The 25699-nt window shown below is 59.1% G+C and carries 19 protein-coding genes; 7 read left to right on the forward strand and 12 right to left on the reverse strand.

What is annotated here, in order from left to right; translation table 11 throughout:
• The first annotated feature begins 2 nt into the window (after positions 1-2).
• On the forward strand, positions 3-938 hold the full coding sequence (locus tag EDC30_RS11315) for an SDR family oxidoreductase (protein ID WP_132258946.1): 936 nt from the start codon (positions 3-5) through the stop codon (positions 936-938).
• On the opposite strand, the gene tfpB is transcribed toward EDC30_RS11315, so the two are convergent.
• Complete coding sequence (gene tfpB / locus EDC30_RS11320; RefSeq protein ID WP_132258947.1) at positions 939-2723, reverse strand: type IV pilus assembly ATPase TfpB; 1785 nt, start codon at positions 2721-2723, stop codon at positions 939-941.
• Between the two features lie 122 nt (positions 2724-2845).
• Complete coding sequence (locus tag EDC30_RS11325) at positions 2846-3667, reverse strand: spermine/spermidine synthase domain-containing protein (RefSeq protein ID WP_132258948.1); 822 nt, start codon at positions 3665-3667, stop codon at positions 2846-2848.
• Positions 3668-3842: 175 nt separating this feature from the next.
• On the opposite strand from EDC30_RS11325, the gene EDC30_RS11330 reads away from it, so the two are divergent.
• Positions 3843-4616 (forward strand): YoaK family protein, encoded by a 774-nt coding sequence (locus EDC30_RS11330; RefSeq protein ID WP_132258949.1) that lies wholly within the window; start codon positions 3843-3845, stop codon positions 4614-4616.
• A 6-nt stretch (positions 4617-4622) separates the two neighbouring features.
• Here the strand turns inward: EDC30_RS11330 and EDC30_RS11335 are convergent, their stop codons facing one another.
• From EDC30_RS11335 to EDC30_RS11345, 3 genes are all read right to left on the reverse strand, one after another.
• Positions 4623-7544, reverse strand: a complete 2922-nt coding sequence (locus EDC30_RS11335; RefSeq protein ID WP_165973796.1) for a PAS domain S-box protein — start codon at positions 7542-7544, stop codon at positions 4623-4625.
• Between the two features lie 201 nt (positions 7545-7745).
• Positions 7746-9659 (reverse strand): molecular chaperone HtpG, encoded by a 1914-nt coding sequence (gene htpG / locus EDC30_RS11340; protein ID WP_132258951.1) that lies wholly within the window; start codon positions 9657-9659, stop codon positions 7746-7748.
• A gap of 165 nt (positions 9660-9824) precedes the next feature.
• On the reverse strand, positions 9825-11291 hold the full coding sequence (locus tag EDC30_RS11345) for an aminotransferase-like domain-containing protein (protein ID WP_132258952.1): 1467 nt from the start codon (positions 11289-11291) through the stop codon (positions 9825-9827).
• Between the two features lie 103 nt (positions 11292-11394).
• Between EDC30_RS11345 and EDC30_RS11350 the strand changes: the two genes are divergently transcribed.
• The 3 genes from EDC30_RS11350 (at position 11395) to EDC30_RS11360 (ending at position 13868) form a co-directional block, all read left to right on the forward strand.
• Positions 11395-11985, forward strand: coding sequence for a LysE family translocator (locus tag EDC30_RS11350; RefSeq protein WP_207907262.1), 591 nt, complete (start codon positions 11395-11397; stop codon positions 11983-11985).
• Between the two features lie 105 nt (positions 11986-12090).
• Positions 12091-12549, forward strand: a complete 459-nt coding sequence (locus EDC30_RS11355) for a RidA family protein (protein ID WP_132258953.1) — start codon at positions 12091-12093, stop codon at positions 12547-12549.
• Positions 12550-12674: 125 nt separating this feature from the next.
• Complete coding sequence (locus tag EDC30_RS11360) at positions 12675-13868, forward strand: aminotransferase-like domain-containing protein (protein ID WP_132258954.1); 1194 nt, start codon at positions 12675-12677, stop codon at positions 13866-13868.
• Positions 13869-14021: 153 nt separating this feature from the next.
• On the opposite strand, the gene EDC30_RS11365 is transcribed toward EDC30_RS11360, so the two are convergent.
• From EDC30_RS11365 to EDC30_RS11395, 7 genes are all read right to left on the reverse strand, one after another.
• Positions 14022-15128, reverse strand: coding sequence for a S1C family serine protease (locus tag EDC30_RS11365; RefSeq protein WP_132258955.1), 1107 nt, complete (start codon positions 15126-15128; stop codon positions 14022-14024).
• Between the two features lie 3 nt (positions 15129-15131).
• Positions 15132-15794, reverse strand: a complete 663-nt coding sequence (locus EDC30_RS11370; RefSeq protein WP_132258956.1) for a CC0125/CC1285 family lipoprotein — start codon at positions 15792-15794, stop codon at positions 15132-15134.
• A gap of 186 nt (positions 15795-15980) precedes the next feature.
• Complete coding sequence (gene parC / locus EDC30_RS11375; protein ID WP_132258957.1) at positions 15981-18296, reverse strand: DNA topoisomerase IV subunit A; 2316 nt, start codon at positions 18294-18296, stop codon at positions 15981-15983.
• A 14-nt stretch (positions 18297-18310) separates the two neighbouring features.
• Positions 18311-19099, reverse strand: a complete 789-nt coding sequence (locus EDC30_RS11380; RefSeq protein WP_132258958.1) for a lytic transglycosylase domain-containing protein — start codon at positions 19097-19099, stop codon at positions 18311-18313.
• 15 nt (positions 19100-19114) lie between these two features.
• Complete coding sequence (locus tag EDC30_RS11385; RefSeq protein WP_132258959.1) at positions 19115-21100, reverse strand: DNA topoisomerase IV subunit B; 1986 nt, start codon at positions 21098-21100, stop codon at positions 19115-19117.
• 149 nt (positions 21101-21249) lie between these two features.
• Positions 21250-22419 carry a vWA domain-containing protein gene (locus tag EDC30_RS11390; protein ID WP_132258960.1) on the reverse strand — a complete coding sequence of 390 codons (1170 nt, stop codon included), beginning with the start codon at positions 22417-22419 and terminating at the stop codon, positions 21250-21252.
• A 52-nt stretch (positions 22420-22471) separates the two neighbouring features.
• Complete coding sequence (locus EDC30_RS11395; RefSeq protein WP_132258961.1) at positions 22472-23326, reverse strand: AAA family ATPase; 855 nt, start codon at positions 23324-23326, stop codon at positions 22472-22474.
• 142 nt (positions 23327-23468) lie between these two features.
• Between EDC30_RS11395 and EDC30_RS19490 the strand changes: the two genes are divergently transcribed.
• Positions 23469-23645, forward strand: a complete 177-nt coding sequence (locus tag EDC30_RS19490; RefSeq protein WP_165973797.1) for a hypothetical protein — start codon at positions 23469-23471, stop codon at positions 23643-23645.
• Positions 23646-23669: 24 nt separating this feature from the next.
• Positions 23670-25616 carry a preprotein translocase subunit TatB gene (locus EDC30_RS11400; RefSeq protein ID WP_132258962.1) on the forward strand — a complete coding sequence of 649 codons (1947 nt, stop codon included), beginning with the start codon at positions 23670-23672 and terminating at the stop codon, positions 25614-25616.
• The last annotated feature ends 83 nt before the right edge of the window (positions 25617-25699 follow it).

Here is a 25699-nt window from a genome sequence, read left to right on the forward strand (position 1 = left end):
AAATGAATAATAAAAAACCGGTCAATCAATCTGCACCGCTTGCCACACGCACTCAAGGACGCGCCTTCGGCAAGCCGCGCCTGCTCATCATCGGTTGCGGCGACGTGGGCATGCGCTTATTGCCCTTGGTGCGGCAGCGCTTCCGCGTCTTTGCCGTCACCAGCCAGGCAGCGCGTTGCGAGGAGTTGCGTGCCGCCGGAGCCGTGCCGCTGCTTGCCAATCTCGACGAGCCGCATACCTTGGCGCGTCTGGCGCGACTGGCGCACTGGATCGTGCACCTGGCGCCGCCGCCGGCTGAAGGCGAGAAAGATTGGCGAACCCGCAATCTAGCCGCCATTTTACCTGAGCATGCGAGACTGGTTTATATCAGCACCACTGGCGTCTATGGCGATTGTAAGGGAATATGGGTTGATGAGACCCGAGCGACGCATCCCAAAAACCTCCGCGCCAGGCGGCGAGTGGATGCCGAAACCACGCTGCGCAACTGGGCAGGCCGTTCCGGATCACGAGTGGCGATACTGCGTGCGCCGGGCATCTATGCCGATACCCGCTTGCCCGTCGAGCGCCTGAAAAAGGGCACGCCGGCGATTCAGGCGGAAGATGACGTCTACACCAATCACATCCACGCGGATGACCTGGCGAAGCTGGCAGCGCTGGCCCTGTTCAGAGGCAGGCCGGGCCGGATCTACCATGCCGTCGACGACACCGACTTGAAAATGGGAGATTACTTCGATGCGGTGGCGGATGCCTTAAAGCTGCCGCGGCCGCCGCGACTGGCGCGCGCCGAGCTGGAACAGGCGGTCGAGCCGGTGCTGTTGTCATTCATGTCAGAGTCGCGGCGCCTGCGCAACGACAGGATCAAGGCCGAGCTCGGCATGCGCCTGCGCTACCCGGATGTCGATTCGCTGTTGCGCCAGCTTCGTCATTCGGCCGACTGATCAGCCATTCAGCGTCGCCGTCACCTTCAGCACTTCATCGACAGTCGTCGCTCCTTCCACAATCTTCAGCGCCCCGGCAATCCGCAAGGGCTTCATGCCATCCTCGATGCTTTGCCGGCGCAGTTCGTGAATATCCGTCTGTTCCTGGATCATGCTCGAGAATGTCTGGCTCACCGTCAGCAATTCGTAAAGACCGGTACGGCCCTTGAAACCGGTCTGGCGGCATTCCGGGCAGCCGATGGGGCGGTACACGACTTGAGGTTTGGGCAGGTGCCATCCGTCCGTCAAGTTATTCCAGATGTCGTCCGACACGCTGCCATCGGGCGCCTTGCAATGCGGGCACAGGGTACGTACCAGGCGCTGCGCCATGATGCCGATCAGCGTCGCTTCCAGCAGGTAGTAGGGCACGCCGAGTTCCAGCAGGCGCATCACTGCCGCCGGCGCATCGTTGGTATGCAGTGTGGAGAGCACGAGATGGCCGGTCAGCGCAGCCTGGATCGCCATTTCCGCGGTTTCCAGGTCGCGGATTTCGCCGATCATGATGATGTCCGGATCCTGGCGCATCAGCGCTCGCACGCCATCGGCGAACGACAGGTCGATGCCATGCTGGACCTGCATCTGGTTGAAGGACGCTTCCACCATCTCGATCGGGTCTTCCACCGTGCAGACGTTCACCTCCGACGTCGCCATCGCCTTGAGCGTGGTGTAAAGCGTGGTGGTCTTGCCGGAGCCGGTCGGCCCGGTCACAAGGATGATGCCGTGCGGCCGCTTGGTCAGCGCATCCCAGCGCAACGCGTCGTCTGGCGGGAAGCCCAATTCCGGCAGCGTCTTGACCACCACCTCGGGGTCGAAGATACGCATCACCATTTTTTCGCCAAACGCCGTGGGCAGGGTGGAGAGGCGCAGTTCGATCTCCTGGCCGCCCGGCGTCTTGGTCTTGATGCGGCCATCGAGCGGCCGGCGTTTCTCGATCACGTCCATGCGCCCGAGCAGCTTGATGCGCGCAGTCATGGCAATCATCACGACGGCCGGCACCTGGTAAACCTGGTGCAGGATGCCGTCGATGCGGAAGCGGATCACGGCGAAATCGCGCTTTGGCTCCAGATGAATGTCGGAGGCGCGTTGGTCGAAGGCATACTGCCACAGCCAGTCGACGATATTGATGATGTGCTGGTCATTGGCGTCCATGTGCTTGTTGGCGGCGCCCATTTCGACCAGCTGTTCGAAATTGTTGCGCAGGGCGACGTCCTGTCCGGTGGACTTGTTGGCGCCCTTGATGGACTTGGCCAGCGTGAAAAACTGCGAAGTGTACTGCGCGATGTCGAGCGGATTGGCGATGACCAGTTTCACCTTGCGGCGCGTGACTTTTTCGATCTCGGCCTGCCATTCCGACATGGACGGCGTGGCGCTGGCGATGGTCAGTTCGGTCGGGCTCAGTTCCACCGGCAGAATATTGAAGCGCGTTGCATAGGTGGCCGACATGACATCGGCCACCTTGGTGAAATCGATCTTCAGCGGGTCGATGCGGAGGAATGGCAAATTCAATTTACCTGCCATCCATTCGCTCAGCAGATCTAGCGTCATCATCCGGTGCGGCGGCTTGGCCGACTTCAGCTTGATCTGCGCCAGCGCGGTCAGCACATGCGTGCCCGCCGGCGCATTGTTGAGGATGGCGAGCGCTTGGGTGTAGCGAGCCTTCGCATCGGCTTTATCGACGATGCCGTCTTCCAGCAGCCAGTTGAATATCTGTTTCAGGTCCAGAGGTTTATGCGCTTCTTTGATCATCTTGCCAGGCTTGTCGATTAACGGTGCTGAATGGTGCCGAACGGCGCTGCCGAGGCAGCCCTTCAGACGGCTAGCGTAACAGTTGCCCGGCGGCTTGGCAAAGCAAGCGCAAGCGGATGTCGTCAGCTTGCCGCAGCCCGCAAGCCATTGACCCAGGACTTGGCGGGCAACTTGGTGCTTTCCTTGATTTCCACCGCGCGCTCGTAAAGCCAGGCGAAGTCCAGCGCCGGCGCGCGCTTGAATGCCAGCGCGATCACATTCCCTTCATGGACTTCCGGCAGGCAGAGCACGGAGTCGAAGGCAAAACGCATGGCCTTGAGGTTCTTGGCGTAACTCGGATGGTCGCCAAACAGGTTGACCGTCATGATGCCGTCTTCGGCGAGGCTGGCGGCGCAGGCCTGGTAAAACTCCGGGGTATCCAGCACCGGGCCGCGCGCGGTGGCATCATACAAATCCACCTGCAGGGCATCGATGGTGCCGGCGACGCCAGGGTCGGTGATGTAATCCATGGCATCCATTTCAATCACCGACAGCCGCTCGTCATTCGGCGGCAGCTTGAACATCGACTCGCAGATGGCGATCACCGACGGATTGAGTTCGACCGCCGTGATCTGCGCGTCGGGGAACTGGCGGTAGCTGAATTTCGTCAGGGCGCCGGTGCCTAGCCCAAGCTGGACGATGTGCCGCGGCTGGTCGATGAAAAGCATCCAGGCCATCATTTGCTGGGCGTACTCCAGTTCGAGCCAGTCAGGCTTACGGATGCGCATGGCGCCTTGCACCCATTCCGTGCCGAAGTGGAGAAAGCGCACGCCATCCTGTTCCGAAAGCGTCACGGGGGCGAACTTGGGTTTGCGTGCGGCGGGCTTGGAGGAGCCTGCGGCCTTGCTGCCTGGCCCTTCCTTGCGGTTGGCCTGGGCTTCGATGGATTTACGTCGGATTAACATATCTGCAATGAGGATGAGTGCCACGCCGGGTTATGCCTGGCGACCGCGGCATTATAGCTGCGCACGGCAAGGCGGCGTGCCGAAATCTGCGGGCGATCCTCGCAAGGCACGCCGGATTGGCGGTACACTTGGGGGCAATCGGTTCCCATGCCCTTGTGGATTTGCCTATTTCGCCATGCCTGTTCAATTTCTGCGCCAGCTGACCGGCCGTAACCGTACGCGGCGCGCCAACCGCCAGCTCGGCATCGCGCTGGCCTTCGTCGCCGGCGCCGTCAATGCGGGCGGTTTCCTCGCCATCAAGCAGTACACCTCGCACATGACCGGGATCGTCTCCTCGGTTGCCGACAACCTGATTCTCGGGAACGGCTTGCTGGCATTGGCGGGATTGAGTGCGCTGCTGGCGTTCATGGCCGGAGCGGCAACGACAGCCATCATGATCAATTGGGCAAGACATCGGAAGATGCATAGCGAGTATGCACTGTCGCTGGCCCTGGAAGCGGCCTTGCTGCTGGCGTTCGGTCTGCTGGGCGCCAACCTGAAAGCACTGGTGGCAGTGTTCGTGCCGACTACGGTGCTGCTGCTGTGCTACATCATGGGGCTGCAAAATGCCGTCGTGACCAAGATATCGCGCGCCGAAATCCGCACCACGCACGTCACCGGGATCGTTACCGACCTGGGGATCGAGCTGGGCAAGCTCTTATACTGGAACCGGCATCACGATGAAAAATCCGACCAGTACGTGGCGGCCGATCGCGACCGGCTGTTTATACACGGCGCGATCCTGGGGATGTTTTTTGCCGGCGGCGTGGCGGGGGCCTACGGTTTCAAGGCGATCGGCTTTTCCGTCACCGTGCCGCTGGCGCTGTTGCTGCTGCTGTTTGCCATCATTCCCATCCTCGACGATATCTCGCTGATATCGTCGCTGTACCAGCGCCACCATCGCCGATGAAACGCCTCAGTGCAAATCCTTGAAGGTCGAGGAATCGTTCATCTGCGGCATCCGGTTGATGCGCGACCAATGGCCGCTCAGCATCAACTGCTCGAACTTTTCCGCCGGGACGGGCGGGCTGAACAGGAAGCCCTGCACGCTGGTGCAATCGCGCGCCTTGAGGTAGGCAAGCTGCTCGGCGGTTTCCACGCCTCCCGCCGAGACATGGATGCCCAGTTCGTGCGCCAGGCTGATGATGGCGGTGGCGATCGCGGAATCCTGGCGGCGATGCGGGAGATGCTGCACGAATGCCTTGTCGATCTTGAGGCCATCCACCTCGAATTCCTTCAGGTCGATCAGGGCCACCGTGCCGGTGCCGTAATTGTCGATGATGATATGCACACCTTCGTTGCGCAGCCTGACCAGCTGCTCCTTGATTTGCGGATGGGTGGCGAACAGCGATGCCGTGACCTCCAGTTCCAGGCATGAGGGGTCGAGGCCGGTTTCGCTCAACACCGGCAGGATGCTGCCGACGAATTCGGGATCGCTGAACTGGCGGGCCGAGCAGTTCAGTGAAATCCTCATGGGAGACATTCCTTTGTCCAGCCATTGTTTCGCTTGCCTGCAAGCCTGCCGTAGCGCCCATTCGCCGATCTTGACGATCAATCCGCTTTCTTCGGCAAGATCGAGAAATTCACCCGGCAGCACCATTTCCATTTCATCGGGCTGCCAGCGCAGCAAGGCTTCCACCGTGGTGATCTTCCAGCTCGTCAGATCGATCTGCGGCTGGTAATAGAGGGAGAACTTCTTCCTTTCCAGGGCTTCACGCAATGCCTGTTCGCGGTTCTTTTTCCAGTCCTTTTCCTCCGACAGCGCGACCGTATAGCACTTGAAGGTGCCTCGGCCGGCGCTCTTGGCCTGGTATAGCGCGAGGTCGGCATGCTTGACCAGATCGACGGCGTTTTTTGCATCGGTCGGGAAGGAACTGATGCCGATGCTGGTGCCGATGATGATCTCATTGCCTTCGAGCTGATAGGGTCGGGAGAGCTCATGGACGAGCTTTTTTGCCAAGGTCATGGCGGCGGCGGGCTGCGTGGCATTGGTCTGGATGACGATGAATTCGTCGCCGCCCAGCCGGGCGACCGTATCGGTTTCGCGCACCGTGGAAAGAATGCGCGTCGAGACTTCCTTCAGAAGCAGGTCGCCGACATGGTGGCCGAAAGTGTCGTTGACGTATTTGAAGCGGTCCAGGTCCATCATCAGCACCGCCAGCGGAATGTGCGTGCGTTCGGAGTGGGCGATGGCATGATGCAGCTGGTTGCTGAAATGGACGCGGTTGGCAAGGCCCGTCAGCATGTCGTGATTGGCCAGGAATTGCGTCTGTTCCTCGGCCAGCCTTGCCGCGGTCTGGTCGCGCATGACCTTGACGAAGCCGCGCAGGCTGCCGTCTTCGTTCCGCAAGGGCATCATCACGCCATTCGCCCAGAAGCGCGTGCCATCCTTGCGCATATGCCAGCGGACATCCTCGGCGCGGCCTGCCTTTTCGGCGGAGTGCATTTCTTGTCTGATTCTTCCTGTGTCGCGGTCTTCCGGCGTGAAAAAATCCTCCATCGAACGGCCGATCGCTTCCTGCGCCGGCATCCCTAATATTTGCTCTGCACCAGGATTCCAGCTGGTGATGGCGCCGTCCCGATCCATCACGACGATGGCGAAATCGATCGTGGTTTCAACCAGCAAGCGGTAATTTTCCTGCGATTCGCGCAAGGCCCTTTCCGTCCGCACGGTTTGCGTGATATCGGTGTGGGTTTGCAGGTAACGCCACGGAATGCCTTCCTTTAATTCGAGCGCCCATTGGCTGAGAACGATGATTTCCCGGTCATCCCGGGCGCGCTGCCTGACTTCGCCTTGCCAGCGCCGCTGTTCATGCACGATCGCCTTGATCTCGGCAAGCGGAATGGGATAACTGGTTTGTAGCAGCTCGTTGTAATTGCACCCGAGCGCCTCTTCACGGCTGATGCCGTACAAATTTTCGGCGCGGTGATTCCAGAACGTGATGATGTCATCCATGTCGCTGGTAATGATGGCATCGTGCGAAAGTTCCAGGAGACTGACGCGCTTGTGCAGCACATGCGCCTGCTGGCGCAATTCATTTTCCCTGCGGCGCAACTCCGAGATATCGTGGAGGACGACGATGCCGCCGATAGGATTGCCGTCGTCATCGGTAAGCGGGCGGGCATTGATGCTGACCCAGCCATCCTCACTAAGGTTTTCATGCCGCACAAGCGCATGGATTCCCTGCACGTGTTCACCGTGCAGGGCGCGCACCATGGGGCGTTGGCTATCCGTGAAAGGAACGTGCGTGTCGGGGTGCAGGAGTGAATACTGATGGTATGTCTGATCCGGCTTGGCATCAGTCGGCGGCAGATTCAGCAGACGCTGGGCCGCCGGATTGACCAGTATTAATTTCCCGCTCATGTCAGCGACGGCGACGGCATCCGGCATGCAATCGAGGATGGCGCGGGTGAGTCCTGCATGCTGGTTGAATCGCTGCTCCAGCGCTTTGCTGCGCGACAGATCACGCAATGAGGCGGAAAACAGGATATGGCCATCCTGCCGGATCGGCGTAATGGCAAGCTCGGCCGGGAATTCGCTGCCATCCTTGCGGCATGCCGGCACCTCCACGCGCCGGCCCGACATCTTCTGTTCGCCCGTATGGAGGTAGCGCTGCATTCCCTTTAGATGGGCGTCCCGATAGCGTTTCGGGATAATGGTGTCCGTCAAAGGCCTGCCAAGCACCTCATGGCGTTTCCAGCCAAAGAGGTGTTCAGCCTGCTGGCTCCATTCGAGGATAAGGCTATGCTCGTCGATCGCGACGAAGGCATCGAGCGCGTTATCCAGGATAAGGCGATACAGCTGAGAGTCCTGGGAGACTTCCGGGAGTAGATGCATGTATGCCGCGCATATCGTGGAAGAATACCGGTATGACATGCCATTGCATTGTTGGTTTCTTTAATGTCTTGAAACCGCACGTGTAGAGGAGAGGGTACATTTGGCTTGCAGGCAAGCTTGATTGACGGAATATTTGCGACATCCGGAAAAGAAAAGGCCCGGAAGCTATCCGAGCCTTGCAACGTCATAGCAAACCGCTGATTATTTTTCTGCCATGTCGAGCAGCATCTGGTTGAGCCGCTTGACGAAGCCTGCCGGGTCGGCGAGCGTGCCGCCTTCGGCCAGCATGGCCTGGTCGAACAGGATATGCGACCAGTCGTCGAAGCGCGCTTCCTCGTACTTCAGGCGCTGCACCAGCGGGTGATCCGGATTGATTTCGAGGATGGGCTTGGATTCCGGCGCCTTCTGGCCGGCCGCTTTCAGCATGCGCACCAGGTTACCCGACAGTTCGTTCTCATCCGCCACCAGGCATGCCGGCGAATCGGTCAAACGGAAAGTGACGCGCACATCCTTGGCTTGCTCGGTCAGCGTGGCCTTCATCTTCTCGACCAGGTCCTTGTACGAGGCTTCGGTTTCCTCGTGCTGCTTCTTCTCGGCGTCGTCTTCCAGCTTGCCGAGGTCGAGGTCGCCCTTGGCCACCGAGACCAGTTCCCTGCCATCGAAGTCCTGCAGGAAGGACAGCATCCATTCATCGACGCGATCGGTCAGCAGCAGCACCTCGACGCCTTTTTTCTTGAAGATTTCCAGGTGCGGGCTGTTTTTCGCAGCAGCATACGATTCGCCGGTGACGTAATAAATCTTGTCCTGGCCTTCCTTCATGCGCTTGATGTAATCGTCGAAGGAGACGTTCTGGACGTCGCTATCGTTATGAGTCGAGGCGAAGCGCAGCAGCTTGGCGATGCGCTCCTTGTTGGTGGCATCCTCGCCGATACCTTCCTTGAGCACCTGGCCGAACTCGGTCCAGAAGCTGGCGTATTTGTCCTTTTGCTCCTGTTCCTCGGACGTCGCCATTTCTTCCAGCATCGACAGCACGCGCTTGGTCGAGCCTTCGCGGATCACGCGCACGTCGCGCGACTCTTGCAGGATTTCGCGCGAGACGTTCAGCGGCAGGTCGCTTGAATCGATCACGCCTTTCACGAAGCGCAGGTAGACCGGCATGAGCTGCTCGGCATCGTCCATGATGAAGACGCGCTTCACGTACAGCTTGATGCCGCCGCGCTTGTTGCGGTCCCACAGGTCGAAGGGGGCATGCGCCGGGATGTACAGCAATTGAGTGTATTCGCTGCGGCCTTCGACACGGTTGTGGGTGTAGGCCAGCGGCGGTTGGAAGTCGTGCGAGATATGCTTGTAGAATTCCTCGTACTGTTCCTTGGTGATGTCGGTCTTGCTGCGTGCCCACAGCGCGCTGGCCTGGTTGACGGTTTCCAGCTCGTCCTTCAGCACGGTTGCCTTTTTCTCTTCATCCCATTCCTCTTTCTGCATCTGGATCGGCAGCGAGATATGGTCGGAATAGCGGCGGATGATGGATTTGAGCTTATACGACGACAGGAACTCGTCTTCGCCCTCGCGCAGGTGCAGGATGATGTCGGTGCCGCGGCTTGGCTTGTCGATGGCTTCCACGCTGAAGTCACCTTCGCCGGTGGATTCCCAGCGCACGCCTTGTGCCGCTGACAGGCCGGCGCGGCGCGATTCGACCGTGATGCGGTCGGCGACGATGAAGGCGGAGTAGAAGCCCACGCCGAACTGGCCGATCAGGGCGGCGTCCTTCTGCTGGTCGCCGGATAATTTCGAGAAAAATTCCTTGGTGCCCGACTTGGCGATGGTGCCCAGATGCTCGATCGCCTCATCGCGGCTCATGCCGATGCCATTGTCGGAAATCGTGATGGTACGCTTGTCTTTGTCGAAGACGACCTTGATTTTCAGGTCAGGGTCGCTTTCATACAGCGCGGCATTGTTGATGCCTTCGAAGCGCAGCTTGTCGGCAGCGTCCGAGGCGTTCGAGATAAGTTCTCGCAGGAAAATTTCTTTATTCGAGTACAGGGAATGGATCATCAGCTGCAAGAGCTGCTTGACCTCGGCTTGGAATCCCAGCGTTTGTTTTTCGGCTACGGCCATTTTTTCCTCAAAGCTCGGTTAAAGGTTGGTACATCGATTAAAAACGGGCAGGCTGCGGCGATTTGCCGGCACGGGCCTTTGCATCCCAAACCGGCAGCATATCAGGCACTTTCAAGTGCAAGCCATCCATGATTTTTGGGCAAAATGGGGATGGAACAGCCGATTTCAAGCCCCCGCCAGCGCCTGCTCGAAAAAGCGCCAGAATGCCGGATCCGACAGCGCGGCGACATTGAAGCGCATGCGCGAGGAGGGTAGCTGGTGCGGCGAAAACAGGCTCCCCGGCGCCAGCAGCCAGCCCTCGGCCATCGCCAGTTCGGTCAGCCTGTTGGCGTCGCGCCGGGTGTCGGTCCAGACGAACATGCCGACCGGTGCGCTGTCGGCGGTGTCGAGCCCGATCCGGTCGAGCTGGCGCAGGGTGCGGTCACGGGCACGCTCCAGCTTGCCGCGCAGGCGCTCGATATGCTTGCGGTAATGGCCTTCCGAAAGCACCTTGTAGACCACCCGCTCGCCGACTTCGCTGCAGGTCAGCGACGACAGGATTTTGCGGTCGGCCAGCGCGCGCGCCAGCTCCGTGGAGGCGGCGATGAAGCCGACGCGCAGGTTGGCCGCCAGGGTCTTGGAAAATCCGCCCAGGTAGATCACCCGCTGCAACTGGTCGAGCGCGGCGATCCGCGTGGCAGGCTGCACGGCGCTACCCGGATGCATGTCGCAGTAAATGTCATCCTCGACGATGTAAAAGCCGTATTGTTCGGCGATCTTCAGAATCTGGAATGCCTTGGGCGAGGAGAGCGAACCGGAGGTCGGATTGTGCAGCACCGAATTGGTCACGAACAGCTTGGGACGGTGCTGCGCCGCCAGTTCGGCGAGCTTGGTCACGTCCGGGCCATCCTGGGTGCGCGGGATGCCGATCACCCTGGCGCCCAGCATGGCGAACGAGCCGAACATCAGGAACCACGCCGGATCGTCGACGAATACCGTGTCGCCCGGCTGCAGGAAGTGGCGTGCCACCAGGTCGAGCGCCTGGGTTACTCCCGAGGTCGTGAGGATCTGTTCCGGTGTGGCCGAGATTTCCAGCTCGGCCAGCTTCAGTTGCAATTGCTGTCGCAGCGGCAGAAAGCCCTGCGGACCGCCGTACTGCAGCAGGGCATTCGGCGCTTGCCTGCTGATCGAGCGCAGCGCATTGGCAACCAGTTCGGCATCCAGCAATTCATTCGGCAGCAGGCCCGATCCGGGCATTTTCTGCGGCGGTAATTGCCGGAACATGTTCCGCGCCAGCCAGACCACGTCGATCTGGTTGCCGGCTGTTTCTTCCGGTTTGGATAGCGCTGCATTGATCAGCGGCGCGCGCTCGCGCACATAAAACCCCGAGCCGCGGCGCGATTCCAGGTGGCCGCTGGCGACCAGCCTGTCATAGGCTTCCACCACCGTAAAGCGCGAAACGCCATGCTGGTCGGCGAACTGCCGGATCGACGGCAGGCGCGTGCCGCTGCGCAGCAGGCGGTCATCGATCCGGCTTGCCAGCGCCTGGACGATCTGTTCCACCAGCCGCAGGCCGGATGCGCGTGAAAACAATGGAGCAGTGGGCTGCGCGGAAGAGTTTGCAAATGTAGGAATGGAAACTGTATTGGTCATGGTGCCGGCACAGTGTAAGAAATTATGTAATTAATTGTACCGGTACTGTATTGGTCATGTCGAATACGATGTGCGTTCATCAATACGCCGCTACGAACACATCATGGAATTGCTACTGCCAATGAGCCTGTTTGCCTTTGTCTCTTCGATCACGCCGGGACCCAACAACACCATGCTGGCATCCTCCGGCATCCTGTTCGGATTCCGCCGTACCGTGCCGCACCTGTTCGGAGTTTGCGCCGGATTCGGAACGATGCTGGCATTGTCCGCGGCGGGAATCGGCGGCGTGGTCGTGGCAGTGCCGGCGCTCGGCTTGCTGTTGAAGGCGGTGGGGTCGACCTATTTGCTTTATTTCGCATGGCGCCTGCGGCACATGACATTGCAGCAAACGGACGGTCAGCGCTTGCAGCCGATGTCGTTCTGGAATGCGGCGGGATTCCAGTTTGTTAATCCCAAGGCGTGGATGATGGCAGTCAGCGGCGCGTCGGCCTTCCTGCCGCAGCTTGGCAGCGGAAGCGATGGCATCGCGCTGATCTGCCTGGTGTTTTGCGTGGTGAACCTGGCATGCATCAGCGTCTGGGCTGCCGTCGGCGCGGCATTGCGCAGCTACCTGGTGCAGCCGGTCTGGCAAAAAACCTTTACCGCCGTGATGGTGATACTGACAATTTATGCGGCATTCTCGCTATGGTTATAACGGCCAAAGATATGCGGATGCCATGGTTAGGAGTAAAATCTTTGATTCAACTCATTGACCAATTTTGCTGGCCGACCGCAGCCGGCGTCCTATCCGGAGACGATCTTGTCTTATTACGAAAAACTCAAGTCCCTCAATATCGAATTGCCGGCTGTGGCAGCGCCTGTTGCGGCTTACGTTATGTACGCGCAAACCGGCAACACGGTTTACCTCTCTGGCCATATCGCCAAGAAGGATGGCAAACCATGGGTTGGTCAGCTGGGCAAGAACATCTCAACGGAAGAAGGAAAGCAGGCTGCGCGCGCGGTGGCGATCGATCTGATCGCGACCCTGCAGGCGGCCTGCGGCGGCGACCTCAATCGGATCAAGCGTATCGTCAAGGTCATGAGCCTGGTGAACTCCACGCCGGACTTCACCGAACAGCATCTCGTCACCAACGGCGCATCCGAACTTCTCGCCGAAGTCTTTGGCGAGGCCGGCAAGCATGCGCGCTCGGCATTCGGCGTGGCGCAGATTCCCTTGGGCGCCTGCGTTGAAATCGACCTGGTCGCCGAGCTTGCCTGAAGCAGGGTGGCATTGGCTCTTGCCGCAATTGGTCCGCCGAATTTAGTCCACCAAATTTAATCAGCCGAATTTAATTGGCATTAACAGGCGCGGTGCTACCGCGCCAACCCATACTTGAGAATTGCATGAATACCGATAAGCACGCGCCCATCCAGTGGCAATTTTCCCGCCGCGCGCAAAAGCTGGAAAGCTCCGCCATCCGTGAAATCCTGAAAGTCACGATGCGCCCGGAAATCATTTCCTTCGCCGGCGGCCTGCCATCGCCCGAGACCTTCCCGGTCGATCACATGCGTGCCGCCTACGAGAAAGTATTGTCGAAGCAGGGCAAGGTATCGCTGCAGTATGGCCCGTCGGATGGCTACGCGCCGTTGCGTGAATGGGTGGCCAGCACGCTGTCGACCGATGGCGCGTGCATCGTGCCGGAACAGGTGCTGATGGTGTCCGGTTCGCAGCAGGGCCTCGATTTGCTGGGCAAGGTGCTGATCGATGAAGGCAGCAAGGTACTGGTGGAGACGCCAAGCTATCTCGGCGCTCTGCAAGCCTTCTCCGTGTATGGCCCGCAATTCGAATCCGTGCCTACCGATGATGGCGGCCTGCTGCCGGAGTCATTGGACGCAATCGGCAAGGATGCCCGACTGTTGTACGCGCTGCCGAACTTCCAGAATCCGACCGGCCGCACGCTGTCTGTCGAGCGCCGCCACGCGCTGGTGGAATCCTGCGCGCGCCTGGGCGTGCCGCTGATCGAGGACGATCCTTACGGCGCCTTGTGCTACCGCGGTGATCCGCTGCCCAAGCTGCTGAACATGAACCCGGAAGGCGTTATCCATATGGGGTCCTTCTCCAAGGTGCTCACGCCCGGCATCCGCCTGGGCTACGTGGTCGCCCCGGAGCCGCTGGTACGCAAGCTCGAACAAGCCAAGCAGGCGACCGACCTGCACACCGCGCAGCTGACCCAGATGGTGGTGTACGAAGCGGTCAAGGATGGCTTCCTGAGCCAGCATATCCCGACCATCCGCAAATTGTATGCGGACCAGTGCCAGGTCATGCTGTCGGCGCTGGAGCAGTACTTCCCCGAGGGCGTGCGCTGGACCCGTCCGGAAGGTGGCATGTTCATCTGGGTGACGCTGCCGGAGCATATCGATAGCATGAAGCTGCTGGAAGAGGCGATCGAAGAGCTCGTGGCGTTCGTGCCGGGCGCGCCGTTCTATGCCAATGCCCCGCAGAAGAATACTTTGCGCCTGAGCTTCGTGACGGTGTCGCCGGAGAAGATTCGTGAAGGCGTGGCCAAGCTTGGCAAGCTGATCAAGGCGAAGCTGTAAACTTATCGGTGCAAGCTTTTCTGAGCCCCGGGACGCTCCGTTTGCATAAAAGAAGCCAGGCAGGGCATCCGACAGTGCAGCCGATTTGATAAGAAAATTTCAGCAGCGACGAGGAAAAGGGTGGGCTACCTTTTCCTCGTCGCTGCCTTGGCTTTATTCTTCGGTGTACTGGATAAATGATTCGTCTTCGACGGAGCGCCACGTATATGTCTGCGGCGGGCTGAAAAATAGGCGGTAGCATCCATGCAGCATGCTGAAGCCGATTGAATCGAACTGAAGGCATACCTTATCGGCATTCTTCAGTCGCCATACGCCGAAACCGTCTGTCGCGGCATGCATTCCCAAGTTAACAGAGCCGTTCATCGGCTGCGAAGAGGGACGCTTGGACGTCGTATTTTTTATCCTTAATCTGCCATTCAAACCGGTCGTTAGAGCGACGGTGAATACGCCCATGGTGGTGGAGGCAGTAGCAGAAACATTGCGTGCCTTATTAAAATGTTCCCGCAAGTCCTGGCCAAGCAAAAGTTTTTCTTCCGGTTTTTCAGCGGGCTTGCTTGCATTGACTGCCGCTATTGGAGAGGCAGGTTTTTCTGCCGCTTTGGCCAATGCCTGCTTACTGCGTTCCGGCAGTTCGCGCAGCATATTAATTGGGATCGCAAAATTTAAGTTTTGACTGTCGGCGCGGTACATGGACGTGACGCCGATGAGCTTACCATCGCTGTCGAACAACCCGCCACCGGACGAGCCAGGGGAGATCGGCGCGGTAGTCTGAATATAACGCAGCTTGCCGTCGGCGTCTTTTCTCAGCGCCGACACAAGGCCATCGGAAAGCGTCAGTTCTAGGCCACGGGGATTGCCCAGTGCATAGACTTTTTTGCCGACTCTGACCATGTCGCTATTGCCAATTTCAACTGGTTTTGCTCGGTAATTCTTTGCACGTATCTGGCAAAGATCGCGCTCCACGTCGATATGCACTAGTTCGGCGCCATAAGTGACATTATCCTGCTTGATCTCGATGCGATTGGCCTTGGCCAGCACGTGACAACTGGTAACGAGGTTTTCGTGTGCGATTAGGACAGCGCTGCCTGTGCCCATTGGAGCATCCTTGGCATCATAGACTTTTACAAGCATCACGCTTTCTTGCACACGCCGGAAAATTTCGTCCGGCTCCAACGCATGTGCTGCCGACATGCCAGCGCAGATTCCAGCGAACAAAAGAAACGAGGATCTTCCGTGATTATTGGGAAACATGGTTTTCATACATTACTGTTTTGCAGGTAAGAGGCTTTTGTAGTCGTCTAGCGTGGTCGGAGCTGTTGAATTAGGCAGTTCTCCGATTGTCATCGCATCCTTGCTTAGCACCAGGGCCTGTTTCAGCAAGTCGACGCGTGATGGAACCTTGGTGACGGTATTGCCTTCCGAATCGATATAGGGCTTCAAGGCTTCAAGAATGACTGGCGCCTTGTAGTACGAAACCGAGTCTGGAATCGGTTCTTTCAGGAAGCGTACAAAAGCCGAAGCCGAATATGTTGTTATTCTCCCGCCGTAAGAGGGAATATAGTAGTATCCGCCTCCGCCCTTTGCGTTCACAAAGACAGGCTCCTCGCCCGAACCCATCGTTGCGGGCTGCAAACTTGCGCTTGCTCCGCTGAGCTTGTCGTTGCTGTTAGAGGCGGCTTTGTCCGAAATTAGGACAAAAGCATTGTATCCCTTAGATTTCGTGAGCTCGGCACAGCGATATATCCAGTAATACCAGACCTTGTCACCGCTGGTGTTACCGTTGCCAGAAAATTTAACTTGGTATGTGTCGTCGCTGATTCGTGTCTCCGAAAAGCCACCAGTCATCCCTAGTGGCTGATACGAAGTTGCGCATCCAACTAAAAAGAGAACTGTAGCAAACGCCAATAATCCAAGGCCCTTTTTCATTGTTATTAATTCGATGTTTTAGTTGTTTATTATATTTTTTGATACTAACAAAAATTTTCTCAAAAGTGTCTTACTTGCATCGCACTATGCACGGTAATGATGCAAAAACGGGACGGAAGCCAACAAAGCTTCCGTCCCGTTTGCATAAGCAGCCCATCTCAGGGCCTTCAATCTACTGCGGGTTTTCTATTTCACCGCCACTAAACTGCTAGCCTTGATCTTGGTGCCTTCCAGCGCCTTGCCCTTGCGCGCGCGCTTGCCGATATGGTCTCCCAGGGCCGATGCTGACAGCTGCAGTTCCTGCGGCTTGCCGCCACGACCGGCACCGATCACCACGACGCCGCGCTGGCTGATCGGTTCAGCTGCAATCAGCTTCTCGTTCTTTTCCAGTTCCATCAGGATTACGCCGCGGCCGCCGCCGTGCTGGGTCTTGATTTCATCCAGGCCGAATACCAGCAGGCGGCCTTTCTCCGACAGGCAGGCGATGGCACTGGCTTTCTCCGGCAATGGGCGCGGCGCCAACGGCAGGTCGCCCTCGTCCAGCGTGATGAACGCCTTGCCGCCGCGCGTGCGGCTGACCATATCGCCCACCTTGGCCGTGAAGCCATAGGCCGCGGTGGAAGACAGCAGCAGCATGGTCTCGGCTTCACCGGCGAAGTAATGCATCAGGTGAGTTCCGCTTGCCACTTCAACCAAGGTCGTGATGGGCACGCCATCGCCGCGCGCACCGGGCAGGGCGGATACCGGCACAGAATAGATGCGGCCATTGGAGCCAAATGCCAATAAATTATCCACCGTGCGGCACTCGAACGTGGCATACAGGCTGTCGCCCGCCTTGAAGGTGAACTGGCCGGCATCGTGGCCATAGCCATTGCGCGAACGGATCCAGCCCTTTTGCGAAATGATGACGGTGACCGGTTCGTCGACGATCTTCTGTTCGATCACGGCGCGCTCGGCTTCCTCGATCAGGGTGCGGCGGGCGTCGCCGTACTGCTTGGCGTCAGCTTCGATTTCCTTGATGATCAGTTTCTTCATCGACGCCGGATTATCCAGCAAATCCTGTAGCGTGGTCTTCTCGTTGCGCAGTTCCTTCAATTCCTGCTGGATCTTGATCGCTTCCAGGCGCGCCAACTGGCGCAGGCGGATTTCCAGGATATCTTCGGCCTGGCGGTCGGACAGTTTGAATGCCGCAATCAACGCCGGTTTCGGTTCGTCGGACTCGCGGATGATCTTGATGACCTTGTCGATATTCAGCAGCACCGCTTCGCGGCCTTCGAGGATATGGATGCGGTCATCGACCTTTTGCAAACGGAATTGCGTACGGCGCGTGACGGTGGCGAAGCGGAAGCTGATCCATTCGCTGATGATATCCGCCAGATTTTTCTGGCGCGGACGGCCATCGCCGCCGATCATCACCAGGTTGGCCGGCGCGCTGGTTTCCAGCGAAGTCTGCGCCAGCAGCATGTTGATGAATTCATCCTGGTCCTGGTTCTTCGATTTCGGTTCGAATACCAGGCGCACCGGCGCATCGCGGCCGGATTCGTCGCGCACGGCGTCGAGTACCGACAGCACGGACTGCTTCAGCGACAGTTGCTCCGGCAGCAGCGATTTCTTGCCGACCTTGACCTTGGGATTGGTGATTTCCTCGATTTCTTCCAGCACGCGCTGCGCCGATGTGCCCGGCGGAAGCTCAGTCACCACGACCTGCCACTGACCGCGCGCCAGGTCTTCGATCTTCCAGCGGGCGCGCACTTTCAGCGAACCGCGGCCATTTTCATAGATTTCAGCGATCTGTGCCGCCGGCGTGATGATCTGCCCGCCGCCCGGAAAGTCCGGCCCCGGCACGAATTCCATCAGCTCGCGGCTGGTCAGCTTGGGGTTGCGGATCAGGGCAACCGCAGCCTTGGCGACTTCCTGCAGGTTGTGCGGCGGGATCTCGGTCGCCATGCCGACGGCAATGCCCGAAGCGCCATTGAGCAAGACCATCGGCAGACGTGCCGGCAGTTGTTTCGGTTCTTGCGTCGAGCCATCGTAGTTGGGCTGGAAATCCACCGTGCCCATGTCGATTTCATCGAGCAGCAACTTGGAAATCGGCGTCAGGCGCGCTTCGGTGTAGCGCATCGCCGCCGCACCGTCGCCGTCGCGCGAGCCGAAGTTGCCCTGGCCATCGATCAGCGGATAACGCAGCGAGAAATCCTGCGCCATGCGTACCATGGCGTCATACACCGACTGGTCGCCGTGCGGGTGCAGCTTGCCCAGCACGTCGCCGACCACGGCAGCGGACTTGCGCGGCTTGGCAGTGGAATTCAGGCCGAGTTCATGCATCGCATAGAGAATGCGGCGCTGCACCGGCTTCTGGCCGTCGGTCACGTCCGGCAGGGCGCGGCCCTTGACCACGGAAATGGCGTAATCGAGATAGGCTTGTTCGGCAAAGCTGGCCAGCGTCAGGGCTTCGCCATCGTCAGGCTGGCTGTCTTCAAACAGGTTGGCTTGTTCGGTCATCGTGCTTGCTTAGGTTATTCGTATATCGTCTTATTGGCGGCCGCCGGCAGGGCAGCGCGGCCGGGAATGGTCATGCGGATGCGTCGGCTGCCTTGTGGGCTCGACAGCGTTGCCACGGCGGTTGGCTCGGTGGCGGCATGGTAGAAGCGGTAGAACTGTGCCACCAGCTTCACGTAATTGCGTGTTTCAGGGTAGGGCGGAACCGTGTTGCGGTATTTTTGCACCGCCCCTTCGCCGGCATTGTACGAAGCGATCACCAGCTCCGGCTTCCCGGGAAACATTTTCATCAAGTCGTGCAAGTAGCGCGCGCTCAGGCGGATATTGGTCTTTGGCTCGGCCAGCTTCTGCTGGAGCGATTTTTTTGCGCTGGCCTGCAAGCCATAACGCTCCGCCGTTTCCGGCATTACCTGCATCAAGCCGATCGCCCCCTTGGGCGACACCGCGGCAGGATTGAAGCCGGATTCCGCAGCCATGATGGCTTTCAGCAGGGCAGGTGGCAGACCGTATTCGTGCGCAGCCTGATGCAATAGCGGCTCGAACTTCTTCAGGTTGGGATGCTCGCCCAGGTAGCGCGAGAAGGCGGGCGAAATCGGCTTATGTTCACCTGAGGGTGCCGAGAGATCGAGCTGCGTGGTTTCGAATACGGCATCGCCGCGTGAAAACAGCTGATAACGTCCATCCAGCTTTTCCGTCGCAAAATGCGCGGTGCCATCCGCATCGACATAGCCATAGATGTCGGCGTGCGCAATGGCACCCGTCAGCGACAGGATTGCAGCCAGAAGAGATGTTCGCAGCTTGCGCATTGGATCAGATCGGCGTCAGATATCGGCTTCCGCTTCGTTGCCGTGCTCTTCCAGCCACGCGCGTCGCGCCGCTGCTTCGCCTTTACCCATCAGCATATTGAAGCGGGCTTGCGACAATTCCTGGCCGAAGTTGCCCAGCGAAACAGGCAGCAGGCGGCGCGTATCCGGATTCATGGTGGTTTCCCACAATTGTTCCGCATTCATTTCGCCCAGACCCTTGAAGCGGGCGATGCTCCAGCTGCCTTCCTTCAATCCATCCTTGCGCAGCTTGTCTTCGATGGCCGTCAGTTCGGCATCGTCGAGCGCGTACAGTTTTTGCGCCGGCTTCTTGCCGCGAGCGGGGGCATCCACGCGATACAGCGGCGGACGCGCCACGCAGATATGGCCACGCGCGATCAGCTGCGGGAAGTGCTTGAAGAACAGGGTGAGCAACAGCACCTGGATGTGCGAGCCATCGACGTCCGCATCGGAAAGGATGCAGATGCGGCCATAGCGCAAGCCGGACAAGTCCGGCGTATCGTTGGGACCATGCGGATCGACACCGATCGCCACGGCGATATCATGGATCTCATTATTGGCGAACAGGCGATCGCGCTCGGTCTCCCAGGAATTGAGCACCTTGCCGCGCAACGGCAGAATGGCCTGAAATTCCTTGTCGCGACCCATCTTGGCCGAACCGCCGGCGGAATCGCCCTCGACCAGGAAGAGTTCGTTGCGAGTGATATCGTCCGATTCGCAATCGGTCAGCTTGCCCGGTAAGACGGCCACGCCGGAAGATTTTTTCTTTTCGACTTTTTGCGCGGAACGCAGGCGCGACTGCGCCTGCTTGATGACGAGTTCGGACAGCTTCTTGCCGTAATCGACATGCTGGTTCAGCCACAGTTCCAGTGCGGTGCGGGTATAGCCCGACACCAGGCGCACGGCATCGCGCGAGTTCAGGCGTTCCTTGGTCTGGCCTTGGAATTGCGGGTCCAGCACCTTGGCCGACAGAACGAACGATGCGCGCGCGAACACATCTTCCGGCAAGAGCTTCACGCCCTTGGGCAGCAGCGAGTGCATTTCGACAAAGCTCTTGACCGCGCCAAACAAGCCTTCGCGCAAGCCCGACTCATGCGTGCCGCCAGCGGAAGTGGGGATCAGGTTGACGTAGGATTCGCGGACGATATTGCCTTCTTCGGTCCAGGCCACCACCCAGGATGCGCCTTCACCCTCGGCAAAGCCTTCGGCATCGGCGGTGGCGAACTGCTCGCCTTCGAACAGCGGGATCACTGTCTCGCCGCTGCCGGATTGCGCCAGCGTTTCGACCAGATAACCGCGCAAGCCCTGGTCGTATTGCCAGGTTTGCGTGTCGCCATTCTTGGCGTTGACCAGCGTGACCTTCACGCCAGGAAGCAGCACTGCCTTGGAACGCAGCAAGCGCTGCAATTCGCCCATCGGGATTGTCCCCGAATCGAAATATTTGGCGTCGGGCCAGGCCGTGACCTTGGTGCCCGATTTTTTCTCATCCCTGGCCAGCGGACGCGACTTCAGTTTTTCGATGACGTCGCCGTCGGCAAAGACGATATCGTGCGCCTTGCCTTCGCGCCAGACCGTGATTTCCAGGCGCTTGGACAGCGCATTGGTGACCGACACGCCGACGCCATGCAAGCCGCCGGAGAAGGAATACGCGCCCCCCGAGCCCTTGTCGAACTTGCCGCCGGCATGCAGGCGGGTGAAAACGATCTCCACGGTCGGCACTTTTTCTTCCGGGTGCAGGCCGACGGGAATGCCGCGGCCGTCATCCTCGACGCTGACGCTGCCGTCAGTGTTCAAGGTGACAAGGATATTCTTGGCGAAGCCGCCCAATGCCTCGTCGGACGCATTGTCGATGACTTCCTGGATGATGTGCAGCGGGTTTTCCGTGCGGGTATACATGCCCGGGCGCTGCTTGACTGGTTCGAGCCCCTTAAGGACCCGGATCGACGATTCGCTGTAATCGGATGAAGTTTTTTTCGTAGCCATGCAGATCAGAATTGCGCAAATGAGTCGTGCGAATTTTCGTACAATTTATACTGTTTATATATACAGTATAAATTGTACAGCCAACAGATTACCTGTTTCCAGCGATTTATGCATGCCTTAATTCAATTGCTATTGCAGGTTAAGTCTTGCTATTTGCTTAACATGCGCATGCCGCGGTCCAGGCCATCCAGGGTGATCGGGAACATCTTGCCCTGCATGATCTTATTAATAATGGCGATCGATTGACGGTATTGCCACAAGCCTTCCGGCTCGGGATTCAGCCAGATAAATTTCGGAAAAGCCTGCGTGAAGCGCTGCAGCCATTCGGCGCCCGGTTCTTCATTGTTGTACTCCACCGAGCCCCATGGCTGCAAGACTTCATAGGGACTCATGGTGGCGTCGCCAACGAAGATGAGCTTGGTATCCGGCGTGTACTTGCGCAGCACGTCCCAGGTCAGGAAGCGCTCGGCATGCCGGCGGCGATTGCTCTTCCACAGGTAATCGTAGACGCAATTGTGGAAGTAAAAGAACTCCATGTTCTTGAATTCCGAACTGGCGGCGGAAAACAATTCCTCGGTGCGGGCGATATGGTCATCCATGCTACCGCCCACATCGAGTAGCATCAGCACCTTGACGTTGTTGCGGCGCTCCGGCTGCATCTTGATATCCAGGTAACCGGCATTGTTGGCCGTGGCACGGATGGTGTCGTCCAGCGCCAGTTCTTCCTGCGAGCCTTCGCGGGCGAAACGGCGCAGCCGGCGTAGCGCCACCTTGATGTTGCGCGTGCCGAGTTCGCGCTCGCTGTCGTAATCCTTGAAACTGCGCGCTTCCCATACCTTGACCGCGCTGCGATGGCGCGATTCGCCGCCGATGCGGATACCTTCCGGGTTGGTGCCGCCGTGGCCGAAGGGCGAGGTGCCGCCGGTGCCGATCCACTTGTCGCCGCACTCATGGCGCTCTTTCTGTTCTTCCAGCAGTTCGCGCAGGCGGTCCATCAGCTTGTCGTAGCCGAATTTTTCCAGCCGGGCGATATCTTCCGGCGTCAGTTCGCGCTTCATGCGCTGCACCAGCCATTCCAGCGGGATCTGGCTTTGCACGTCAAATACCGTGTCGACCCCCTTGAAGTACAAGCCGAATGCCTGGTCGAACTTGTCGTAGAGCGTTTCATCCTTGACCAGGGTGGTGCGCGCCAGATAATAGAAATCATCCAGCGAAGGCGAGATCACGCCTTTTTGCAAGGCTTCCAGCAGGATCAGGTATTCCTTGATCGAGACCGGGATTTTTGCGTCTTTGAGCGTGAAAAAGAATTCAATCAGCACGGCTTGCCTCGCGCACGGCGCTTGCGCCGACTAGCGGTTAGTTAGCGGTCATTTAGCGATTATTGCGCGCCATGAACAGCAGGCGCTCGAACAGATGGACATCCTGCTCGTTTTTCAAAAGTGCCCCGTGCAGCGGCGGCACCACCAGTTTTTCATCCTGGCTGCGCAGGGCTTCGGCGGGAATGTCTTCCGCCAGCAAGAGCTTGAGCCAATCCAGGAATTCGGAAGTCGACGGTTTTTTCTTCAGTCCGGGCACTTCGCGCACTTCGTAAAAGGTATGCAGGGCCTGTGCCAGCAAATCCTTTTTCAGCTTGGGGAAATGGACATCGACGATATCCTGCATCGTCTCCTTGTCCGGAAACTTAATGTAATGGAAGAAGCAGCGGCGCAGGAACGCATCCGGCAATTCCTTTTCATTGTTCGAAGTGATGATCACCAGCGGCCGGTGCTTCGCCACGACCATCTCGCGCGTCTCGTACACATAGAATTCCATGCGGTCGAGTTCGCGCAGCAAGTCGTTGGGGAATTCGATATCCGCCTTGTCGATCTCGTCGATCAGCAACACAACGGGCTGCGGCGACGTAAAGGCTTGCCACAACACGCCCTTGACGATGTAGTTGTGAATGTCCTTGACGCGCTCATCACCCAGTTGCGAATCGCGCAGGCGCGACACCGCATCGTATTCATACAAGCCTTGCTGCGCCTTGGTAGTCGATTTGATATGCCATTGCAAAAGCGGCATGTCCAGCGCCGCCGCCACTTCCTCGGCCAGCATGGTCTTGCCGGTGCCCGGCTCACCCTTGATCAGGAGCGGGCGCTGCAGTGTCAAGGCGGCATTCACCGCCAGCTTTAAATCTTCGGTCGCCACATAATTTTGGGAACCTTCGAAGCGTGTTACTTGTCGCATAAACCAGTTTCTTAAAAGAAAGCCTGTCATCAAGCCGAAAATTAAGAGGCGTCTAATTGAGTTCGGCAAAATTCAAGTATAAGCGAGATCCGAAATTGCAGAACCTTTATAAATGTATAAGCAGTATCGAAGGAGACTTTGCATGAGAATGTTTTTCCTGCGCATGTGGGTGATGTGTCGTCGCCTGTGCGGAGGCCCGCAGCACGACCGCGACCGCCATATGCAATGCGAGCGGCAGATCGAGTCATTACTAAGCCAGGCCAATCCGTTTGCGACCTGGAACGAGCGGGCGAACTGGATGATCGACGTTGCCGCCTGACTGCGTCACGTGCCTGCCATTGGCATGCCGGGATCCGTGGCCGGCAGCGATTCGCGCCGGCAGCGCCTCTTGCTGATGCTCGACTGGCTCGATTCCCATCGCGACGTGCGCCGCCTGGTGCAGACAACCTTGCAGAAAACTTTGCGCGAAGCCGCCGGCCCCGAACTCTTCAGCACGACAGGATTGCCGCGCGAACCAGCCTTTTTCAGCGAACTGGGCGAGCGCATCACCAAGTTCATCCTGCCGCGGCCGCCTGCGCAGCATGATCTTTCTGCGCTGTTTGCCGCTATCTTTCCCGATCCGGCGGATGCCGATTGGCTGCTGGAGCTCGACCATGTCACGCTCGGCAGGCTGGCAAAGCTTTGCACCGACGAAGGCATCGTCCATGCTTACATCAAGCAGATCGATGAAGCGCTAACTTATCTGGCGGCGATGATCGTCGCCGCCGGGGTGAGCCCGGCCTTCCGCCAGCGCCTGGACCCGAATGTTTCCCTGCAGGCAACGCCTTTCATGGCGCTGCGCCGTGAACTGGAGAAATTCTGTTTCATCCGGCACCACGATGCCGCCGCCCTGCGCAGCGTGAAAATGCTGGTCGCCGTCTGCCAGGCGCAGACCGACCGCATCTATGCCGATCTGGATGAGCATGGCGTGTCGATCGGGCTGGTGTACAACGTCGAGCGCATGCGGGCTCAGCTGGTGCGCGTGGGGCGACTGATCGATTTGCGCACGGCCACGCTGCTGACGCCGCAAGGAGCAGGACAGGTGCAGGCGCTATTGGCCGATCTGATCCGCGCCCAGCATGCGCGCGGCTCGGTGCCGGCGCTGGTGCGCCGCAGCTTTTCCCTGTTGGCGCGCAAGATGGTCGAACGGAATGCCAGCCAAGGCGAGCCTTATCTGGTTCGTAACCGGCGCGAATACCGTGCGATGCTGAAAGCGGGCAGCGTGGGCGGCATTGGCGCCGCCATCATTGTGCTGGCCAAGCATGCCGCGACCGGCGGGCAAATTCGATTTTCCGAAGGCTTGGCGGCAACGCTGGTGTATGGCATCGGCTTCATGCTCATCACCGCGCTGGGCGGCGTGCTGGCGGCCAGACAGCCTGCCGTCACCGCGCCGGCACTGGCGGCGCGCATGGGCGAACTGGACTCGCACAAAGGATTGCGCCGCCTGTTGAAAGAGATCGGGTGGCTCTTGCGCTCGCAGGCTGCCGCGGTATTCGGCAATCTCCTGACCGTCGTTCCGGCCATGGCCTTGCTGACAGGTGTTGTGCTGTTGTTCAAGGGTTCGGGACCGTTCACGACGGCCGAAGCGCAGGCCCGCCTGGAGTCGCTGTCCTTGTTCGGCATGTCGCCGTTCTATGCCATGCTGACCGGCGTATTGCTGTGGCTGTCCAGCACAGCGGCCGGCCTGGCCGATAACTGGTTTGCGCTGCGCCAGTTGCGCGCTGCCATCGCGTACCACCGCCGCCTGGTGCATGCGCTTGGCGCTGCGCGGTCCGAGCGGCTGGCCCGGTGGATCGAGCGCCATGTCCCAGGCGTGGCTGGCAGCCTTTCCCTTGCAATCCTGTTAGGGATGGGGCCGGTCGTCATGCAGTTTTTCGGCCTGGGAATCGACGTGCGCCATGTGACGTTTGCCGCCAGCAGTGTGGCCGCGGCTGCAGGCAGCCTGGGCTGGAGCAGCCTGGCTTCATCCGAATTCTGGCTGGCCATCCTCGGCCTGGCCGCCATCGGCTTGCTGAATGTCGGCGTGGCTTTCGGCTGCGCGCTGTCGCTGGCCCTGTACGCGCGCGAAGTGCCGGAACGGCCCCGTCATCTGGCCTTGCGCACGGTGATACGGCGTTTTGCCAGATCGCCAGGCATGTTTCTGTTGCCATCGACTTGGGATGATGATGTCGATCCCGTAGCACCTTCGAGGGCGGGCGGTGTGGTTGCTCCGGAAGAGCCGCCGCGCAAACGCACGGGTAACGGGTTTTGAGCCGTTTTGCGAAGTCGACGGTGCTGCTTGCTCAATGGCATGGACTGCCGCAGGGAGTTCGGGTAGAATCGAGCAGTTTTAGT

The sequence above is a fragment of the Paucimonas lemoignei genome (assembly GCF_004342585.1).
Taxonomy (GTDB): Bacteria; Pseudomonadota; Gammaproteobacteria; order Burkholderiales; family Burkholderiaceae_D; genus Paucimonas; species Paucimonas lemoignei.